Below are 18,635 nucleotides of genomic sequence, written 5' to 3' on the forward strand. Positions count from 1 at the left end.
CAATTGTATACATGGAACTGGCAAAAGCGAGAGATGTGGCGAAAAATCCGCATAGATTTTCAATCCATGTATACACAAACCTTGCGGTGGTGTGATTGCCCTCATAAAGTTGAGGCAGAGGACGACCTCAGTCACCACGCAGATGCCGGGTAATGACGCCCGGTGCCAGGAGGAAAGTACAATGGCACAGGAATACCGTCGGGCCTTTGCCCAAGCCACCCATGACCCCGCTGCTTTCTGGCTGCAAGCGGCCCAGGATCTCCAATGGGACGTTGCTCCGCAGGCGGCCATCGACGACTCGCGCAAGCCGCTGTATTCATGGTTCCCCGACGGGAAGCTCAACCTCTCGGTCAACGCGCTGGATCGCCACGTCGCCGCAGGCCGCGGGGAGAACACCGCACTGATCTACGATTCCGCCATGCTCGGCAGCGTCGAATCGTACACCTATGCCCAGCTGCTCAGTGAAGTCGAGACCTTCGCCGGCGTGCTGGCCGGACGCGGTGTCACGACGGGGGACCGCGTGCTGATCTACTTGCCGATGATCCCGCAGGCCGTGATCGCCATGCTCGCTTGCGCTCGACTCGGCGCCGTGCATTCGGTGGTCTTTGGCGGCTTTGCCCCGAAGGAACTGGCGGCCCGTATTACCGACTGCGCGCCGGTCGCGGTGGTCACCGCCTCCGGCGGCATCGAGCCGAGCAGGCGCATCGAATACCTGCCGGCGGTGGCCGAGGCGCTGTCGCTGGCAGAACCAGCGGTTAAGGACGTGATCGTGGCCCACCGCGACGGGTTCGAGCATGGCCTCGCCGAATACCGGAATCAGCCGATCAACGGCCAGCAGATCACCTGGCTGGACTGGGATGAGCAGGCGCAGCAGGCAGCTCCCGCCGCGGCCGTGCCAGTGCCATCGACCCATCCGCTCTATGTGCTGTATACCTCGGGCACCACCGGTGCGCCCAAGGGAGTGGTCCGTGATACCGGTGGCTACGGCACAGCGCTGCAATACTCGATGAACGCCATCTATGATGTGCATCCCGGGGACACCATGTTCACCGCCTCCGATGTCGGCTGGGTCGTCGGCCACTCCTACATCGTGTACGCGCCGCTGATCGCCGGAGCCACCACGGTGCTCTATGAAGGCAAGCCGGTGGGCACGCCCGATGCCGGAGCTATTGGGCGCATTATCGAGGACCACGGGGTCACAACGATGTTCACCGCGCCAACTGCTTTGCGGGCCGTGCGCAAGGCGGATCCGCAGGGGGCGCTGATCGCCAGCCATGACCTGTCCAGCCTGCGGGCGCTGTTTGTCGCCGGAGAGCGCCTGGACCCGGAAACCTTCCACTTCGCCTCCGATCTTCTGCGGATTCCCGTGGTGGACAACTGGTGGCAGACCGAGACCGGCTGGCCGATCGCCGCGAATCCGCTGGGGCTGGAAGCCCTGCCGGCCAAGGCGGGATCGCCCACCACCCCGGTGCCTGGTTTCACGGTGCAGATTCGCGATGGCCTGGGCGAGCAGCTGCCGGCGGGCCAGGAGGGAAATATTGTTGTCCGCCTGCCGTTGCCACCCGGTGCCTTGACCACGCTGTGGGGCAACGACCAGCGCTTTATCGACACGTATCTGGCGCAAATCGAGGGATGCTACCTGACCGGGGACTCGGGGTTCCTGGATGAGGACGGCTACCTCTTCGTGATGGGCCGCACCGATGACGTGATCAACGTTTCCGGGCACCGGCTGTCCACCGGCGCCATCGAGCAGGTGCTGTCCAGCCATCCGGCGGTCGCGGAATGCGCCGTGATCGGCCTGGCGGATGCGCTCAAGGGGCAACGCGCCAGCGGCTATGTGGTGCTCAAATCCGGCGTGCAGATCGATGACGAAACATTGGCGCGGGAAATTGTCGCCCTCGTGCGCCAGCAGATCGGTGCCGTGGCGGACTTCCGCGAAGTCACTGTGGTCGCGGCGTTGCCGAAGACCCGTTCGGGCAAAATCCTGCGCAAGACCATGCGCCAGATTGCCGACGGCAAGGAGTACACCGTTCCATCCACCATCGAAGACCCTGCAGTGCTCGATGAATTGGTGCCGCTGCTGCGTGCGCAAGTCTAGGCTGGCGGCCTAGCTTCGAGGCGCTGCCCGGTATTCATATTCCGGGCGGCCCCTGGTGCCATGCCGCGGTTGTTTGAGCACCGCCCTGGTTTCGAACAGGTGCTCCAGATAGCGCCGCGCGGTGACCCGCGAGATGCCTAGTTCTTCGCCCAGTTCGGTGGCTGAAAAGCAGCGCTCGGCCTGCCGGGCCAGATGCTCGCTGATCTGTGCCAAGGTCTCCGGGATCAGGCCCTTGGGCAGGGAAGCGGAAGCGGTAGATGTGCGCAGCGCGGAAAAGGCGGTGTCCAGGGCGGCCTGGCTGGTGTCCGGCCCGGTGGACCGCATGGTGGAGATGAAGCGACGGTGATTCTCCAGCTTCTCGCTGAAAGCCGCAAAGGTGAAGGGCTTGATGAGGTACTGGGTGATGCCGGTGGCGACCGCGGAGCGGACCACGGCAAGATCGCGGACCGCGGTGATGGCGATGATGTCGGTGGTCAGGCCCAGCCCGCGCATCCGTTTGGCCACGTCAATCCCGTGCAAATCGGGCAAAGTCATGTCAAGGAGGACCAGATCGAAGGCGGCCCCTGAATTACGGGCGCGTGTGAGCAGGGACAGTGCTTCTTGCCCGTTGCTGGCGATCGCGCCGGTCGCGAATCCGGGGACCCGATTAACGTACTTGGCGTGGGATGCCGCCGTTTCGGGTTCGTCGTCGACCACGAGCACAACGATGTCCTCGCCGTGTGAAGAACGGGCGGGTGGGACGATGCGGGGATCTGTCATGGAACTCTCCTTGGCTAGCTGCTGGACTCTAGCGGCAGGGTCACGGTGAAGATCGCCCCGGCATCGTTGTCAACATTCATTGTGCCACCCAGGCGCAGCACGGCCTGCTGCACCAGGGCCAAGCCCAGTCCGCGCGGCTGCTCCCCCTTTTTGGTGCTCACCCCGAAACGCAGCAGCTGGTCCAGGAATTCCGGTTCAATGCCGGGCCCGGAATCGGCCACGGATATGATCAGTTCCCCATGCCCCGCGGTGACCTCCACCCAGACGGTGGATTCCCTGGTGCCGGCCGAAACGTCCAGGGCGTTGTCCAGGAGATTGCCCACAATGGTGACCATGTCGCTGGCGGCCACTGCATCGGCGGGGATGAATCCCTGCGCGGTGATATCCAGTTTGACCCCGCGCTCATGTGCCTGGGCGGCTTTGGCCACCAGCAGGCTGGAGAGGTAGGCGTCATCGATGGAATGCACGATGGCATCGGTGAGCTTTTGCGAATGCTGCCGGTCGTCCACCGCAAAAGCCAAGGCCCGCTCGTTCTGGCCATTTTCTATCAGCGTGGCGATGGTGTGCAGCCGGTTGGCATGCTCATGGGTTTGCGCTCGCAGGGCGGTGGAGAAGGTTTTCAGCGACTGGACCTCGCCGGCCAGTTCCTGCACCTCGGTGAGGTCGCGCAAGGTCAGAACCTGGCCGGTGAGCGGCTGCACGCCAAGCCAGCGCCGGGGAGCGCCGCCTCGCCGGGGCAATCCCGCGTTGGTCAAGCGTGCGGGCCCTTGGGAAATGGACAGTACGCTGCGGGTTCCCAGATGAATCTCGTCCTTGCAGCTGCGGCCGGTGGCCATGACCGTGCGCAGGGTTTCGGGCATCTGGACCTGGTTGAGATCCAGGCCATGGGGAGGTACCTCATCGGGCAAATCCAGCAATTTCGCGGCCTCTTGGTTATAGAGCACGATCCGATGCCGCCGATCGAGCAGCACTAGCCCTTCGCGCACCGAATGCAGTGCGGAGAAATAGAAGGCATAGAGCCGGCGCAGGCCATGCGGGCCGAAGCCCAAGGTCGCCTGGTAGACGTAGCGTGAGAAGCACCACGAGGTGAAGCCGGCCAGGATCAGGGCGAGTGCGGAAACCAACAAGATTTGCGGTACCTCGCTGCGGTAGATCATCTGCAGGTTCTCCAGGGTGATTCCGGTGGCCACCAGCCCGACAAGCTTTCCGTCGTGGTACACCGGCGCAATGGTGCGCACCGAGCGGCCCAGGGTTCCCAGCGCCACCTCGTTATAGGTGTGGCCGGCGAGCGCCTGTTCGGTGGAACCTGCGTAGTTCTGGCCAATCCGCTCGGGATTGGGGTGGGTGACGCGCTTGGTGTCCGGGGTCATGATCGAAATGAAATCGACACCTTGGCCGCGGTCCAGGATCTTGTTGGTGTAGGGCTGCAACAGTTCCGAGGGATGGTCCCCGGCCAGCGCGCTGCTCACGAAAGGGTCGTTGGCCAGCGTAATGGAGATCGCGGCAACGGTGGCTTGCTTGTCGTCGAGGATGACCCGGGCCTGTTGCCGGTAGGTCGAGACCGCCATTCCAATGACCACCAAAATGACCACGAGCATTTGCGCGGCGAAGATCAGCACCGCAAAAGACCAGCCGTTGCGGCTCAGCGGAGCGGGGATGGCATCGTTCTGAGCCTCGCGGGGCGAGGACAAGTCCGTGAAGTGGTCTGTCATGTTGCGCTCCTCCTCTTGCGGCGTCGTCCTTTGGAGTGCTACTGCGTGACCAATATGAACGCAATAGAGATGCACATCACCTTGGCGCGCACCATTGAACAGAACGATTCTACGTAATACCGGCTTGGCAAGGACGCTAGAGGCGGTTGCAGGCAATTTTCAAGGGTAGGACTAAGCACATGACTGTCACTGACGACATCAAGCCGGGCGGCAACTCAGCCCAGGCCGGAACGAAGAAAAAAGACAAGACCCACTGGCTCTACATCATGGTGATTGCCGCCGTGGTGCTCGGCGCAGCGGTCGGACTGCTCGCCCCGGACCTCGGCAAGGCGCTCAAGCCACTGGGCACCGGGTTCGTGGCATTGATCAAGATGCTGATCGCCCCGGTGATCTTCTGCACCATCGCCCTCGGCGTCGGCTCCATCGCCAAGGCCGCCACGGTCGGCAAGGTCGGCGGCCTGGCCCTGCTGTACTTCATCACCATGTCCACCTTCGCCCTGGCCATCGGCCTGGTCGTCGGCAACATCATCAACCCCGGATCCGGATTGAAGCTCGAGCCATATGAGGCGAGCACCGGCGGGGGAGAGAACGCCACCGTCGCCTTCTTGCTGGAACTGATCCCCGGCGACATCCCGGTGCTGCCCACCCTGGTGCTGGCCCTGCTGGTCGGCTTCGCCCTGCAGTCCATGGGCAAGGCCGGCGAGCCGGTGCTCAACGGCATCAAGCACATCCAGGCCGTGGTCTTCCGCCTGATGATGATGATCATGTGGGTTGCCCCGATCGGTGCCTTCGGCGCCATTGCCGCAGTGGTCGGTGCCACCGGTTGGGCCGCCATCGGTTCCATGGCGATCCTGATGGGCGCCTTCTACCTGACTTGCGCCCTGTTCATCGTTGTCATCCTTGGCTCCTTGCTGCGCGTGGTGACCGGCCTGAATATCTTCTTGCTGCTCAAGTACCTGGCTCGTGAATACCTGCTGATTTTCTCCACCAGCTCCTCCGAGTCGGCCCTGCCGCGCTTGATCGCCAAGATGGAGCATGCCGGTGTTTCGAAGCCGGTTGTCGGCATCACCGTGCCCACCGGCTACTCCTTCAACCTTGACGGCACCGCGATCTACCTGACCATGGCGGCATTGTTCGTGTCCACTGCGATGGGTATGCCGATGGATCTGGGCGAGCAGATTGGCTTGCTGGTCTTCATGATCATTGCTTCCAAGGGCGCCGCCGGAGTGACCGGAGCCGGCCTGGCCACCTTGGCCGCGGGGCTGCAGTCGCACCGTCCGGAACTGCTGGACGGCATGGGCGTGATCGTGGGCATCGACAAGTTCATGTCCGAAGCCCGCGCGCTGACCAACTTCACCGGCAATGCCGTGGCCACGTTGCTGATTGGCAAATGGACCAGCGAAATTGATATGGACCAGGCCAAGGCCGTGCTGGCCGGCAACCGCCCGTTCGACGAAACCAGCGTCGAGGGCCACTAGCCCGCAGTGGAGAATCCGCTATCCGAAGTGTTCGGGTAGCGGATTTTTTGCGTCTTGGAATCTTTGGGAGGATTCGCCTTGGGTGGCAAGACAGCCAACCGGTCGAGCCGACATCATGGGTGCAGCGCTGCGAGTGTGCTTCGTCGGGGGATTCATTGGTCACGGGAGTCGGCGATGAAACCCACCGCGGATGGGCAGGACGGCTTATCGCCCGGGGAATCAAACGCGGCTACGAGCTCACTGGCTATAATCTCGGGGTGCGCGGCGATACCAGCTCCATGATCAGACAGCGATTCGAAGCCGAATGCGCTGCGCGGCTCCCGCCAGGGGGCCATGCGGTGGGCGTGGTCTTCTCCTTCGGCGTCAACGACGTCATTCGCTGGGGCGCGAAGCCACGGTTGGCAGCCGAAGATCGGATCCCCAGCCTCGCGGCAATCCTGGATGCGGCCGGGGAACGGAGCTTGCCGGCATTGATGATCGGGCCGCCAGCGCTTGCCGACGATGCCTTGAACGCGGAACTGCTTGAGCTGGACGCGCAGATGCGAGCAATCTGCCGCCCGAAGACGGTGCCGTATCTGGGCGTCCACGAAGACCTGGCCGGCAATGAACTGTGGCGTCGTGAAGTGGCCGCCGATGACGGGGCGCATCCACGCGCCGCAGGATACGACTTGCTGGCCGGGCTGGCCAGCGGGGCGTGGGATGCCTGGCTACAGGACGCGGCAGCTAGGCTGGAGCCATGAACGCGACACCCTACCAGCAGCACTATCGAGAACTGGCTGATGCCGAAAAAGCACTAATCGAATTGGCCCGGCAGACCATCGAGGCCACCACCGATGCGCCCGAAGGCGGGGACGGGGTGCACACCATGGGGGCCGCGGTGCTGGCTGCCAATGGCACGATGCACGCGGGCGTGAATTTCTACCACTTCACCGGCGGGCCCTGCGCCGAGCTGGTGGCTTTCGGGGCGGCCCGTGCCGCCGGGGCCGTGAACCCGCAGGTGGTAGTTGCGGTGGGCAACGAGGGGCGCGGAATCAAGAACCCGTGCGGTCGCTGCCGCCAGGTGATGGCGGATAACTACCCGCAGTTGCGGGTCATCGTCGATACCCCGAACGGGCCGCGCAGCGTCAGCGCTCGAGAGCTGCTGCCGTTGTCATTCGATTGGCTAGCGGAGCAAGCCTGAGTTCCTGAGGCCAGGTTCAGCGCGCGAGGCCGGTCAACGGGGAAGTGAGCACTACCCGATTGCCGTCGGGATCCTGTAGCTGCAGGATTCGCCCCCCGCCGCCAGGCTGCGGGCCGTGATGCTCGATCCCCGATTCCAGCAGCCGCGACGCCTGGGTGTCGAGATCGGCAACTTCCAGGACCAGGGTGCTGTGCCCGGCGCGTTCGGGTTCGCAGTACACCTGGACGCCGTAGCCCGGGGCCAGGTGCCATTCGAGCAATCCGTCCATGGGCCGCCGATCCGGGGATCTGCCAAAGAGCCGGGCATACCAGAGCTCGGCGCGGGCCACCTCCGATACCGTGCAATTGCCGAGCATTCCCGTGAACATCTGGCTCGCCCCTCACGCCGTCTGGTCTTGGTGTGTGGCACCATTTGACCACCGGGGTGCGCCCGGTTCAAGGACTTCTGCGGATCGAGGGCAAATTATCGGTGCGGGGTCTACAGCACTGGCTGGCCGAGGAACGCGGCGAGCCGGTCCAGGGCCGGCGCCTCGTCGCTGACCGGCTGCGGGGGAACGAAGCGTCCGGAGCGCGGAGAATCAGCGAGCTGCCCGCTGGCTTGGGCCAGATCCCAGAGGCGGGCGAGCAAATCATAGCTGATGGGCGGGCGAAGGCGTCGGCAGGATCCTTGCCCAGCACATCGGCATCGCCAGAGGGCGGGCGCTTCCCGGACAGCATGGCGGCGAAGACCAGATTCATGCCCGCCACATGTCCGAGCAGCTTGCGCACCGTCCAATCGCTGCACGGTGTGGGAGCGTTCCGCTGCTGGGCTGCAACGAGTGCTCCAAAGAAGCGAGCATGGTCCGGGATTCCTTGTCCGTGATGGTTCTCGTCTCTTGCCCCGATCCCAGGCCGGGTCCATGGCCTGACGCGGCCAGCAGGTTTTGCAGACGCGGGGCGAACTGGACTTCATGCTCGGGGGCGTTCAGCTCGTAGATCGGCAAGTTCAGCTGTTGCGCAGCGGGGATCGACTGGATGTGCTCCCAGCCATCGTGCAGGGTTTGGGCCCAGGTCGCCCCGGGGCCGGTTCGTCCGGTCCCGCCATGACGAGCGCGGATTCGCGGATGCCAGCCGGCACCGCCTGCAACCAGCTGCTGTTGGAGGAGCGGCCCTGGTCGCCACGCACGCTGATCAGCCACCCGTCATCCGGCTGTGCCTGGAGCAGCGCGGCAACGCTGGCTCCTTCGCTCTCCGGCTCGGCTGACGCCGGGCCCGCGAACATCTCCATGGTGCTCATCGTGTGATTTCGTGAAATGCCAGTGGGTATTCAGCTCGCATACAACATTAGAGCTAAGGTTCAAGGTAAAGGCTCGCCGTGCAAGAGCCCAAAAACCGGGATCTTTTGCTTCGGCCGATAACCTTGAAATGAGCCTATAGCTCAAAGAATTTGGTGTATCGAACGGGAAGTGTGGTTGACCCATCGTGAGCGAGGAACAGGGAAATAAGCACCGCGGGGCGGGAATGCTCAAGGAGCCTCGTCCGGTGGGTCCAACTGGCAAGCCATTGACAGATTTCCCGGTGCCAGCACCGTTGCCTTCGCACGGCCCAGCACGCGTGATCGCCATGGTTAACCAGAAGGGTGGCGTCGGCAAGACCACCTCCACCATCAATCTGGCCGCCGCGCTCGCCGAGTACGGCCGCAAGGTGCTGCTGGTGGACTTCGACCCGCAGGGCGCTCTGTCTGCCGGATTTGGCACCAACCCGCATGAAATGGACATCACCGTCTACAACGTGCTGATGGATCGCCAGGTGAAAATCACGGACGCGATCTTGCATACCGATGTGGAAAACATCGACCTGCTGCCGGCAAACATCGACCTGTCGGCCGCTGAAGTGCAACTGGTCAACGAAGTCGCGCGCGAGCAGGTGCTCGAGCGGGCGCTGCGCCACGTCATCGACGACTATGACGTAGTGCTGATCGATTGCCAGCCATCGCTGGGCCTGCTGACCATCAATGCGCTGACTGCCGCCCATGGCGTGATCATCCCGCTGACTGCAGAATTCTTCGCCCTGCGTGCTGTGGCCCTGCTGATGGAGACCATCGACAAGGTCAAGGACCGGCTGAACCAGGTCTTGGAGCTCGACGGCGTAGTGGCCACCATGTACGACGCGCGCACCTTGCACAGCCGCGAAGTGATTACCCGCCTGGACGAGGCCTTCGGCGACAAGCTCTTTGAAACGGTGATCAAGCGAACCATCAAGTTCGCTGATGCCAACGTGGCTGCGGAGCCGATTACCAGCTATGCGGCCAACCACCCCGGTGCCGAGGCCTACCGCAATCTGGCGCGCGAATTGATTTGGCGCGGTGGCGCCCCGTAATGAGCACCACGCTCACCGAGCAAACCGCCAACGATTCCCCACCGCCAGCTGAGACTGAGCAGGAATCGTCTGGCGGTTTTCGCCTTGCCCTGGAGAATTTTAATGGGCCCTTCGACCTCCTGCTGCACCTGATCACCCAGCGCGAACTGGACATCACCGAGGTGGCGCTGGCCGAAGTGACCGACGAATTCATCGCCTACCTGCGCGAGCTCCAGGCCAGCATGGCCGAAGGCAATGACGGGATGAAGGTCCTGGATGAGACCACCGAATTCCTGGTGGTCGCCTCCACGCTGCTTGATCTGAAGGCGGCGCGATTGCTGCCCCGCGGCGAAATGGCCGACGAGGAGGACTTCGAGCTGCTGGAGGCCCGCGATCTGCTCTTTGCCCGGTTGCTGCAGTACAAGGCCTTTAAGCAGGCCGCGGAATTCCTTGGCGAACGCTATGAGATCGAAGGCTCGCGCCATCCTCGCGAGGTATCGCTGGAGCCCGAGTTCGCTTCGTTGCTCCCCGAGTTGGTTTTCACCATCGGACCCGACGCCTTGGCGGCGCTGGCTGCCAAGGCCCTGGCACCTAAGGCCGAGCCGATCACCGAAGTGGGGATCGGGCACCTGCATGGGGCTAACGTCACCATCGCCGAGGAAGCCGAGGCCATCACCGCGCTGCTCCAGGCGCGCGGCCCGCTGGACTTCCGCGAGGTGGTTGCTGACGCTTCAGCGCATCTGGTGGTCGTGGTGCGTTTTCTGGCATTGTTGGAGATGTTCAGGCAGCGTGCGATTAGCTTTGAGCAAGAGGATCCGCTCGGCCCGCTGCGGATCAGCCTGGCTTCGGAGTCTTCCTTCGATGCCGAAGCGGTGCAAGACGAGTATGAGGGAAGCGGGGGTGAGGTGAATCATGAGTGAGATTGCACCCATTGACCAGCTGCCAGGAGGCCTGGAATCGGGCCTCGAAGCGGTGCTGATGGTCGCTGATATCCCCGTCAGTTCGGCGCGTTTGGCCGAAATCTTCCAGGTGCCTACGGCGCGAGTTGCCGAAGCTTTGGAGAAACTGGCAACCGAGTATGATGGAAAGGATCGCCCGCGCGGATTTGAACTGCGTCGTGTCGCCTCCGGGTGGCGTTTCTATACGCGCAGCGATTACGCCGATTTCGTCTCCAGCTTTGTGCTCGACGGGCAGAGCGCGCGCTTGTCGCAGGCCGCCTTGGAAACCCTGGCTGTCATCGCCTACCGTCAGCCGGTCTCGCGTGGACGTATTTCGGCGATTCGAGGTGTGAACGTCGATTCTGTGGTGCGCACATTGCTCACCCGCGGATTGATCACGGAGTATCCGGAAACTGGTGATGGCGGTGCCACGCTGTACCAGAGCACCGAATACTTCCTGGAACGACTGGGATTGGGCTCGCTAGATGAGTTGCCTGCGCTATCCCCGTATCTTCCTGGGGTGGCCGATCTTGAATCGCTCGATTCGGCAACCTACGACGACTAAGTAGCAGCCAGCTGGCGGCTACAACGGACTAAGCACGCGTGGAGCCCCCCATCGATGGGCCCGCGCAGTGAAACGCAACAGCAAGGGACACAGCGAAGCATGAGCAGGGGATCTTCCTCCGGCCGCACACCACGCGGCAACAATTCCAACTTCGGCGGCAAGCCGGCAGGCGGCCGCGGCAAGCAGCAGGGCGGCAAGTCCTTCGGCGAGAAGCCATATGACAGGACCGCGAAGCCAGGAGCCAAGTCGGGTTCGGCCAAGTCGAACTCGGCCAAGCGCAACACCTCAGCAGTACGCAAGAACTCCGAACGCGCCTTCGGCAAGGAACGCTTCGGAAATTCGGTGCCGACCAATTACGCCCGTCCAACCCAGCGCGCACGCGCCCAGGCTCGCGCTGAGAACCAGGCGACTCGCGAGGCCAACGGCGAAATGCAGGACGGCATCCGCCTGCAAAAGGCCATGGCCAACGCCGGTGTCGCTTCGCGACGCGTCTGCGAAGAGATGATCCTCGAAGGCCGCGTCGAGGTCAACGGCAGCCTCGTGGTCGAGCTGGGAACCCGCGTGGACCCGGCCAAGGATTCCATCCACGTCGACGGCATGCGCATCCAGATGAACCAGGCCAACCGCTACTACGTGTTCAACAAGCCGAAGCACGTGATGTGCACGATGGATGACCCGGAAGGCCGTCGCACCATCGCCGACTACTTCAAGAACGAGCACCACTCCCAGCGCCTGTTCCACGTCGGACGCCTGGACTACAAGACCGAGGGCGTGCTGATCCTGACCAACGACGGCGAGCTGGCCAACCGCCTGCAGCACCCGAAGTACGAAGTGCCCAAGACCTACCTGGTGCAGATCCCAGGCCCGCTGCCACGTGCAGTGAGCAACCAGCTGCGCGAAGGCATCAAGCTCGAAGACGGCTGGATCAAGGTCGATGACCTGAAGATCATCGCCACCACCCCGAAGAACGTCATGGTCGAGGTGACCCTGCACTCGGGCCGCAACCGCATCGTGCGCCGCATGTTCGACGCCGTCGGACACCCGGTCCAGCGCCTGGTGCGCGTCGCCGTGGGACCGATCCAGCTGGGCGACCAGAAGCAGGGCACCATCCGCTCCCTGGGCAACCAGGAAGTCGGGCACCTGATGGCCATGGTGGGGATGTAACCCATGCTGTCCTCTCACCTTGCCGGCCCGGTTCTGGTCATCGGCACCGGGCTGCTGGGCACCTCGGTGGGACTGGGCCTGCGCGCCAAAGGCGTGCCGGTCTACCTGAGCGATGTCTCGCCGACCGCCGCCGGCGTAGCGCAAGACATCGGAGCCGGCGTGCTGCTCGAGCAGCGCGCTATCGCCCCGGAACTCGTCGTCATCGGCGCGCCACCGGATGTCACCGCAAGCCTGGCGTCTGACGCGCTGTTGGCGTATCCCAATGCCACCGTGGTGGACATCGCCAGCGTGAAGGGCTCGATCCTTTCCGCGGTCCTGGCAGATGAGCGGCTGCGCCCGGCCGAGACCGCCCGCTATGTGGGCACCCACCCCATGGCAGGACGCGAAAAGTCGGGCCCGGCCGCAGCACGCGGCGAGCTGTTCACCTCCATGCCATGGGTGATTTGCGCTCACGAGGGGGCAGACCCGGCCCGCGTGAAGGTCGCCGAATCCCTGGCGATCGACCTTGGTGCCACCATGCATCGGATGTCGGCCACCGAACATGACCAGTCCGTGGCCTTGATCAGCCACTTCCCGCAGGCCGCCAGCTCGATGATCGCCTCGCGGCTGCTGAATGCCGAGGCTCATCAGCTGGCATTGGCGGGCAACGGGCTGCGGGATACCACGCGTATCGCGGCCAGCGACGAGAAGCTCTGGATCCAGATTTTCTCGCACAACGCCCAGGCGCTGGTGCCAATCTTGAGCGGGATGAAAGAAGACCTGGACCGGTTGATCAAGACCTTGAGCAACCCGCAGGGCCCTGGCGCGCTGCTGGACCTCTCGCAGCTGATGACCGAGGGCAACGCCGGCAAGGCGCGCATTCCGGGCAAGCATGGCGCCCCGCCTCAAGCCTTCGCGCTGGTCACGGTTCTGGTCGACGACCGACCGGGACAGATCGCGCAACTGCTGGCCGACATCGGCGAGGCCGGCATTAATATTGAAGATTTGCGCATGGAGCACTCTGCCGGCCACCAGGTCGGCATGGTGGATGTTTCGGTGGTCCCCGGACGCCGCGACGAACTGATTAACGTATTGACTACGAACGGATGGAAAGTAGCCCAGTGAGCACCTTGAACAACGACCAGCTCGTCATTGCCATCGACGGCCCCAGCGGCTCTGGCAAGTCTTCGGTCTCCAAGGCCGTCGCCCGGGAATTGGGTGCTGCCTACCTCGATACCGGGGCGATGTACCGTGCCATTACCTACTCGGTGCTCGCCGACGGAACCGACCTGGCAGACGCCAGCGCGATCGCCCAGGCCGTGCGCGATGCCCAGCTGGAGATCTCGGTGGACCCGGACGCCGAATTGGTGGAGATCGGCGGCGTCGATGTCACCAGCGCCATCCGCGAACCGCGCATCTCCGAGCAGGTTTCAACCGTGGCCACCAACCTGGAGGCCCGCGCCGAACTGGTGCGCCGACAGCAGGACATCATCAAGGCCAACGCACGCATCGTGGCCGAAGGCCGCGACATCACCACCGTGGTGGCCCCGGACGCCGATGCCCGCATCCTGCTGACCGCTTCGGAAGAAGCGCGTTTGCGCCGCCGTGGCCTGCAGCTCGGCGGCACCCAGAACGACTCGCAGCTGGCCAACCAGGTGCTGGCCCGCGATGCCAAGGATTCCACCGTGGTGAACTTCACCCAGGCCGCCGATGGCGTGATGACCGTGGATTCCTCAGACTTGGATTTCGAGCAAACCATCAAGGCCGTGCTTGACGCAATCAGCACTGCAACGAAAAACTAGCCACAAGCTGGTGCCCATCCTCGGCGAGAGCCGATGAAGATTACGATCGCTGTGAAGGGAAAATCATGAGCGAGAACAACTCCACCCACGACGAGGAATACATCCCCGTTGGAGACGACGATATCGCCGAGCGCCTGGCCGAACTGAGCGAGGAAGAAGCCGCCATTCGCGCGCAGGCTCTGCTCAGCGGACTGGAAGACTACGAGCTGGATGAGGAAGACTCGGCCCTGCTCGCAGGTTTGGATGACTTTGATGACGACGACGCCGATGTGGTCATTCCACCCGTGCTCGCCGTGATCGGGCGCCCCAACGTGGGCAAGTCCACCCTGGTCAACCGCATCCTGGGCCGCCGCGAAGCCGTGGTTGAAGACACCCCGGGTGTCACCCGCGACCGCGTGTCCTACTCCGCCGAGTGGATGGGCCGCCCCTTCACCATCGTTGATACCGGCGGCTGGGAGCACGACGCCAAGGGCATCCATGCCTCCGTGGCCGACCAGGCGGAGATCGCGGCAGACGTCGCCGACGCCATCCTCTTTGTCGTGGACTCGCACGTTGGCGCCACCGCCACCGACGAGGCCGTGGTGAAGATGCTGCGCAAGAAGGGCAAGCCGGTCTTCCTCGTGGCCAACAAGGTCGATGACTTCAACCAGGAAGCCGAAGCCGCCGTGCTCTGGGGCCTGGGCTTCGGCCAGCCTTGGCCGGTCTCGGCTCTGCACGGCCGCGGCACCGCGGACCTGCTCGATGCTGTCATGGAGAAGCTGCCTGAGCACTCGGCATTCGGCGGCCTGATTCCATCTGGCGGTCCTCGCCGTATCGCCCTGATCGGGCGCCCGAACGTGGGCAAGTCCTCGCTGTTGAACAAGCTGGCTGGTTCCGAGCGCGTCGTGGTCGACGACTACGCTGGCACCACCCGCGACCCGGTGGATGAGCTGATCGAACTCGGCGGAAATGTCTGGCGCTTTGTTGATACCGCCGGTATCCGCCGCCGCCAGCATATGGCCGTGGGGTCCGACTACTACGCATCACTGCGCACCCAGAGCGCACTGGAAAAGGCCGAAGTGGCCGTCATCCTGCTGGCCGCGAATGAAGTGGTTTCCGAGCAGGACGTGCGGATCATCCAGTTGGCCATTGAAGCCGGACGCGCCATGGTGATTGTCTATAACAAGTGGGATGAAGTCGACGAAGATCGTCGCTACTACCTGGACCAGGAGATCGAGCGCGACCTCGCGCACATCGAATGGGCGCCACGAGTGAATATTTCGGCCAAGACCGGATGGCACAAGGACAAGCTGGTTCCCGCGCTGAACACCGCGCTGGACTCGTGGGATAAGCGCATTCCCACCGGCAAGCTCAACGCCTTCCTCGGCGAACTCGTCGCCGCGCACCCGCACCCGGTGCGCGGCGGCAAGCAGCCACGTATCCTCTTCGGCACCCAGGCATCGGCTCGTCCGCCACGCTTCGTGCTGTTCACCACCGGCTTCCTGGATCCTGGCTACCGCCGATTCATCACCCGCCGACTGCGTGAGACCTTTGGATTCGAGGGCACTCCGATCGAAGTTTCCATGCGAATCCGTGAACGCCGCGGACGTAAGCGCTAGAGTTCGAAATTAGCCCTTCACTTGGTGTAGGGTAATAGAGGAGCTTTTGCAGACGGCACCCTTGGTTCTCACGACTTGGGGATAACGGCTGCGGAGGCATCGGGCTATGGCGCAGCTTGGTAGCGCGCCTCACTGGGGGTGAGGAGGCCGTGGGTTCAAATCCCGCTAGCCCGACCAGCTCGCGCAACCCCGTCGAGAACACTCTCGGCGGGGTTTCGTGCTACCCAGGACAAGTTCGGAAGGGCGCCCGATGCATCGTCGGTTCTACCAGGTAGATGTTTTCAGCAGCACCGCCTACAAGGGCAATCCACTGGGTGTGGTGCTCGATGGCCAAGAACTGGACACGCCGGCGATGCAGGACTATTCACTGTGGTCCAATCTCTCCGAAGTCACCTACGTTCTTCCTGCCACGGATCCGAAAGCGGACTTCAGATTCCGTATTTTCGCGCGGCAGCATGAGTACCGTTTTGCAGGCCATCCTGCTCTGGGCACCGCCCGCGCGTGGCTGGAAGCCGGGGGAGTGCCGCGAGATCCGCGCCAACTCATTGTTGAATGCGGCGCAGGGTTGGTGCCGATCAACATCGATCAGGACATGCTCTCCTTCGCCTCGCCAGCGCCCGTGCGCAGCGGACCGATCGATGCTGACGAACTGGCGGAAATGCTGGAGATCCTTGATATCGAACCAACTGCAATGATCGATGCCCAATGGGTCGACAACGGGCCGGGATGGGCAGCGATCCTCCTGGAGAACTCGGAACGGGTGCTGGACATTGTTCCCAAGATTCCGCAGCGCCCGGGCCGATGGAAAATCGGCGTGATCGGCGCCCTGCCGTTAGGGCGGTGGCCAGAAAAATTCGAAGTCCGGGCGCTGACCATCGAGGACGGGGCCTTGCGTGAGGACCCCGTGACCGGCAGCCTGAACGGTGCCGCAGCGCAATGGCTGATCGATGCAGGGTATGCAACCGCGCCTTGGACAAACCACCAGGGAACCGCTGTCGGGCGTGACGGGCAGGTGCACATGAATCTTGTCGATGACCAGCTATGGGTCGGCGGGACGAGTGCAATATTGATCAAGGGAACCATCGAGCTCTAGGTGAAGGAAATCTTGCGAGTACCAGCTAACCGGCTTAGTCTTGAGAAATGGGCACGATAATTTCCGGGATCTATTTCCTCTAGGCAGCAGGCGATTGCTCGCCGCTTCTTCTCCCTATACTCTTTTGCATCGTTGTGATGCCCGATAATCGCCGCCTTTCGGAACTTCTGCGAGAAAGCCGCCCGGCGATAGGCAGGAAAATCCCATGACCCAATTCCATGACCAGCGCCGTTCGTCGCCTGAAAATCGTGAAAGTGCCCCTGACTATATTTGCTTGCTGGACGACATCAGTGTCAGCTTCGCAGATCGTGACGTGCTCGTGCACTGCGACTTGACTATTTCCGGGCGGGAACGCCTGGCAGTGCTCGGCGATAACGGTTCGGGCAAGTCCACGCTGATGCGGGTGATCGCCGGGACACTGGAAGCCGACGGCGGCCAGCGGCACATGAATGCTCCGGGTGGCGTAGCTTATGCGGCGCAGAATCCTCGGTTTGCCGCCAGGATGAGTATTCAGCAGGTAATCGATTCCTATCATGCTCGCTTCCGAGAGCTGGAGAACCTGATGCGCATCATCAGTGGCAAGCTTCAAGCAGCTGAGGGTGCGGCAGCTGAGCGCCTCATGGCCCAGCTGCAACAGGTCACCGACATTTACGAAGCCGCCGACGGCTATACACTGGCCCAGCGACTGGACAGCGCGCTGCAGCAACTGGGGCTGGGGGAGATGGACCGAGAGGCTGATGTCTCGCGGCTCTCCGGCGGCCAGCGGTCACGACTCGCCTTGGCATGTGTACTGTGTTCCGGAACGCAACTATTGCTGCTCGATGAACCGACCAACGACCTGGATGAAGCTGCTTTGGCTTGGCTGGAGAGAAGCGTGGACAAGCATCGTGGCGCCTTGGTTCTCATCACGCACGACCGCATGTTCCTCAAACGCTTTGCGCGATCAATCCTCGAAGTCCACGACGGGCAATTGGGCAGATACGGCAATGGCTATGACGGCTACCTCCATTCCAAGGAGCAGGAGCGGGCAGCCGCTGTGGAAGCCTACGACCTGTGGCTGGCAGAGATGGAGCATTCCAAGAAACTAATCGAGAAGAACGCCGCGAGGGTCGCGGCCATTCCCCGAAAAATGGAGATGGCCGGTTTTGGGCACGGAAATTTTCGTTCGCGTGAACGCAGCCATGGATCTACCTCCAAGATCCGCCAAGCCAAGTCCCGGATGGAAGAGCTAGAGTCTGATCCAGCGCCAAAGCCTGCCACGGAACTTGAGTTTTCCCTGCCCGCTGGCGCAGCGCTTCATGACTCGGCGGAGACCTTGATCCTCGTCCAGAACGCCCGGCGCGAGCAATCTCCAACGCTCAGCACGGGATCCTTCGAGGTCAAACTCGGCGAACGATGGCTGGTCACCGGCCCTAACGGTGCCGGTAAAAGCTCACTGCTCAAGATGCTCTCTGGCGAGCTGGACCATGAAGAAGGCATCATTCAGCGAGCATCAGATGTGCGTTGCGCTTGGTTGCGGCAAGATCTTGGCGAGGTGACGGGCGATAGCCTGATTGAAGCCTTCGCGCTGGCAACTGATCAATATGTTGATGACGCTGCCGAAGTCCTGGCCAAGCTGGGGCTATTTGCGCCCGAAGACTTCTTGAGGCATCCGCTGGCGCTTTCGGTAGGGCAACGCCGCAGGCTCGAACTGGCCATTGCGGTGAGTTCGCAAGCGCATGTGCTGTTCCTCGATGAGCCAACTAACCATATCTCGCCGGCGCTGGTTGAACAGCTTGAAGACGCGCTGGAGGATTTCCCCGGAACCGTGATCACAGTGAGCCATGACCGCAGATGGCAACAGAAACTGAAGGAGCATCCGGGCCTGCAACGTTTGCATGTGCGTGAAGGGACAGTCCAGGTCGTGCGCTAGTTCACCCGAGTCGTTCTTCTG

General features: G+C 62.9%; 18 protein-coding genes, 1 tRNA gene and 1 pseudogene. 15 read left to right on the plus strand and 5 right to left on the minus strand.

Features of this window, described 5'->3' with window-relative positions:
• The first annotated feature begins 181 nt into the window (after positions 1–181).
• Positions 182–2,098, plus strand: coding sequence for an AMP-binding protein (locus OF385_RS05530; protein WP_264277356.1), 1,917 nt, complete (start codon positions 182–184; stop codon positions 2,096–2,098).
• 9 nt (positions 2,099–2,107) lie between these two features.
• On the opposite strand, the gene OF385_RS05535 is transcribed toward OF385_RS05530, so the two are convergent.
• On the minus strand, positions 2,108–2,857 hold the full coding sequence (locus tag OF385_RS05535) for a response regulator (RefSeq protein ID WP_264277357.1): 750 nt from the start codon (positions 2,855–2,857) through the stop codon (positions 2,108–2,110).
• A gap of 14 nt (positions 2,858–2,871) precedes the next feature.
• Positions 2,872–4,569: a sensor histidine kinase gene (locus tag OF385_RS05540; protein WP_264277358.1), complete on the minus strand. Its 1,698-nt coding sequence runs from the start codon at positions 4,567–4,569 to the stop codon at positions 2,872–2,874.
• A gap of 179 nt (positions 4,570–4,748) precedes the next feature.
• Here OF385_RS05540 and OF385_RS05545 point away from each other — a divergent pair, with 179 nt between their 5' ends.
• The 3 genes from OF385_RS05545 to OF385_RS05555 all read left to right on the plus strand — a co-directional run bounded on the left by OF385_RS05545 (position 4,749) and on the right by OF385_RS05555 (position 7,227).
• Complete coding sequence (locus tag OF385_RS05545; RefSeq protein WP_264277359.1) at positions 4,749–6,047, plus strand: cation:dicarboxylate symporter family transporter; 1,299 nt, start codon at positions 4,749–4,751, stop codon at positions 6,045–6,047.
• Between the two features lie 155 nt (positions 6,048–6,202).
• Complete coding sequence (locus OF385_RS05550; protein ID WP_264277360.1) at positions 6,203–6,787, plus strand: GDSL-type esterase/lipase family protein; 585 nt, start codon at positions 6,203–6,205, stop codon at positions 6,785–6,787.
• Positions 6,784–7,227 carry a cytidine deaminase gene (locus OF385_RS05555; RefSeq protein WP_264277361.1) on the plus strand — a complete coding sequence of 148 codons (444 nt, stop codon included), beginning with the start codon at positions 6,784–6,786 and terminating at the stop codon, positions 7,225–7,227. Before OF385_RS05550 ends, OF385_RS05555 begins: the two co-directional genes overlap by 4 nt.
• Positions 7,228–7,243: 16 nt before the next feature.
• Here OF385_RS05555 and OF385_RS05560 read toward each other — a convergent pair whose 3' ends face one another.
• From OF385_RS05560 to OF385_RS16710, 3 genes and pseudogenes are all read right to left on the minus strand, one after another.
• Positions 7,244–7,594, minus strand: a complete 351-nt coding sequence (locus OF385_RS05560) for a VOC family protein (RefSeq protein WP_264277362.1) — start codon at positions 7,592–7,594, stop codon at positions 7,244–7,246.
• 110 nt (positions 7,595–7,704) lie between these two features.
• Positions 7,705–7,854, minus strand: a complete 150-nt coding sequence (locus tag OF385_RS05565) for a hypothetical protein (protein WP_264277363.1) — start codon at positions 7,852–7,854, stop codon at positions 7,705–7,707.
• A gap of 98 nt (positions 7,855–7,952) precedes the next feature.
• Positions 7,953–8,111: pseudogene (locus tag OF385_RS16710) on the minus strand (maleylpyruvate isomerase N-terminal domain-containing protein); the annotation flags it as partial.
• A 65-nt stretch (positions 8,112–8,176) separates the two neighbouring features.
• On the opposite strand from OF385_RS16710, the gene OF385_RS05570 reads away from it, so the two are divergent.
• The 11 genes from OF385_RS05570 (at position 8,177) to OF385_RS05620 (ending at position 18,614) form a co-directional block, all read left to right on the plus strand.
• The gene (locus OF385_RS05570; protein ID WP_264277364.1) at positions 8,177–8,509 is read left to right on the plus strand and encodes a hypothetical protein; all 333 of its coding nucleotides are present in this window, start codon (positions 8,177–8,179) and stop codon (positions 8,507–8,509) included.
• Positions 8,510–8,687: 178 nt separating this feature from the next.
• Complete coding sequence (locus OF385_RS05575; RefSeq protein WP_413468106.1) at positions 8,688–9,584, plus strand: ParA family protein; 897 nt, start codon at positions 8,688–8,690, stop codon at positions 9,582–9,584.
• On the plus strand, positions 9,584–10,483 hold the full coding sequence (locus OF385_RS05580; RefSeq protein ID WP_264277365.1) for a segregation and condensation protein A: 900 nt from the start codon (positions 9,584–9,586) through the stop codon (positions 10,481–10,483). The genes OF385_RS05575 and OF385_RS05580 overlap by 1 nt, the downstream gene beginning before the upstream one ends.
• Positions 10,476–11,066, plus strand: coding sequence for an SMC-Scp complex subunit ScpB (scpB, locus tag OF385_RS05585; RefSeq protein ID WP_264277366.1), 591 nt, complete (start codon positions 10,476–10,478; stop codon positions 11,064–11,066). The genes OF385_RS05580 and scpB overlap by 8 nt, the downstream gene beginning before the upstream one ends.
• Positions 11,067–11,165: 99 nt before the next feature.
• Positions 11,166–12,230: a pseudouridine synthase gene (locus tag OF385_RS05590; RefSeq protein WP_264277367.1), complete on the plus strand. Its 1,065-nt coding sequence runs from the start codon at positions 11,166–11,168 to the stop codon at positions 12,228–12,230.
• A gap of 3 nt (positions 12,231–12,233) precedes the next feature.
• Entirely contained in the window at positions 12,234–13,334 is a 1,101-nt protein-coding gene (locus OF385_RS05595) for a prephenate dehydrogenase (RefSeq protein ID WP_264277368.1), read from the plus strand.
• Positions 13,316–14,011, plus strand: a complete 696-nt coding sequence (gene cmk, locus OF385_RS05600; RefSeq protein WP_264277369.1) for a (d)CMP kinase — start codon at positions 13,316–13,318, stop codon at positions 14,009–14,011. Before OF385_RS05595 ends, cmk begins: the two co-directional genes overlap by 19 nt.
• Before the next feature lie 65 nt (positions 14,012–14,076).
• Complete coding sequence (gene der / locus OF385_RS05605; RefSeq protein WP_264277370.1) at positions 14,077–15,609, plus strand: ribosome biogenesis GTPase Der; 1,533 nt, start codon at positions 14,077–14,079, stop codon at positions 15,607–15,609.
• A gap of 100 nt (positions 15,610–15,709) precedes the next feature.
• Positions 15,710–15,786: transfer RNA gene (locus OF385_RS05610), tRNA-Pro, on the plus strand.
• Between the two features lie 73 nt (positions 15,787–15,859).
• Positions 15,860–16,702: a PhzF family phenazine biosynthesis protein gene (locus OF385_RS05615; protein WP_264277371.1), complete on the plus strand. Its 843-nt coding sequence runs from the start codon at positions 15,860–15,862 to the stop codon at positions 16,700–16,702.
• A gap of 205 nt (positions 16,703–16,907) precedes the next feature.
• Positions 16,908–18,614: an ABC-F family ATP-binding cassette domain-containing protein gene (locus OF385_RS05620; RefSeq protein WP_264277372.1), complete on the plus strand. Its 1,707-nt coding sequence runs from the start codon at positions 16,908–16,910 to the stop codon at positions 18,612–18,614.
• Positions 18,615–18,635: the final 21 nt, after the last annotated feature.

It is taken from the genome of Glutamicibacter sp. JL.03c (genome assembly GCF_025854375.1).
Lineage (GTDB): Bacteria > Actinomycetota > Actinomycetes > Actinomycetales > Micrococcaceae > Glutamicibacter.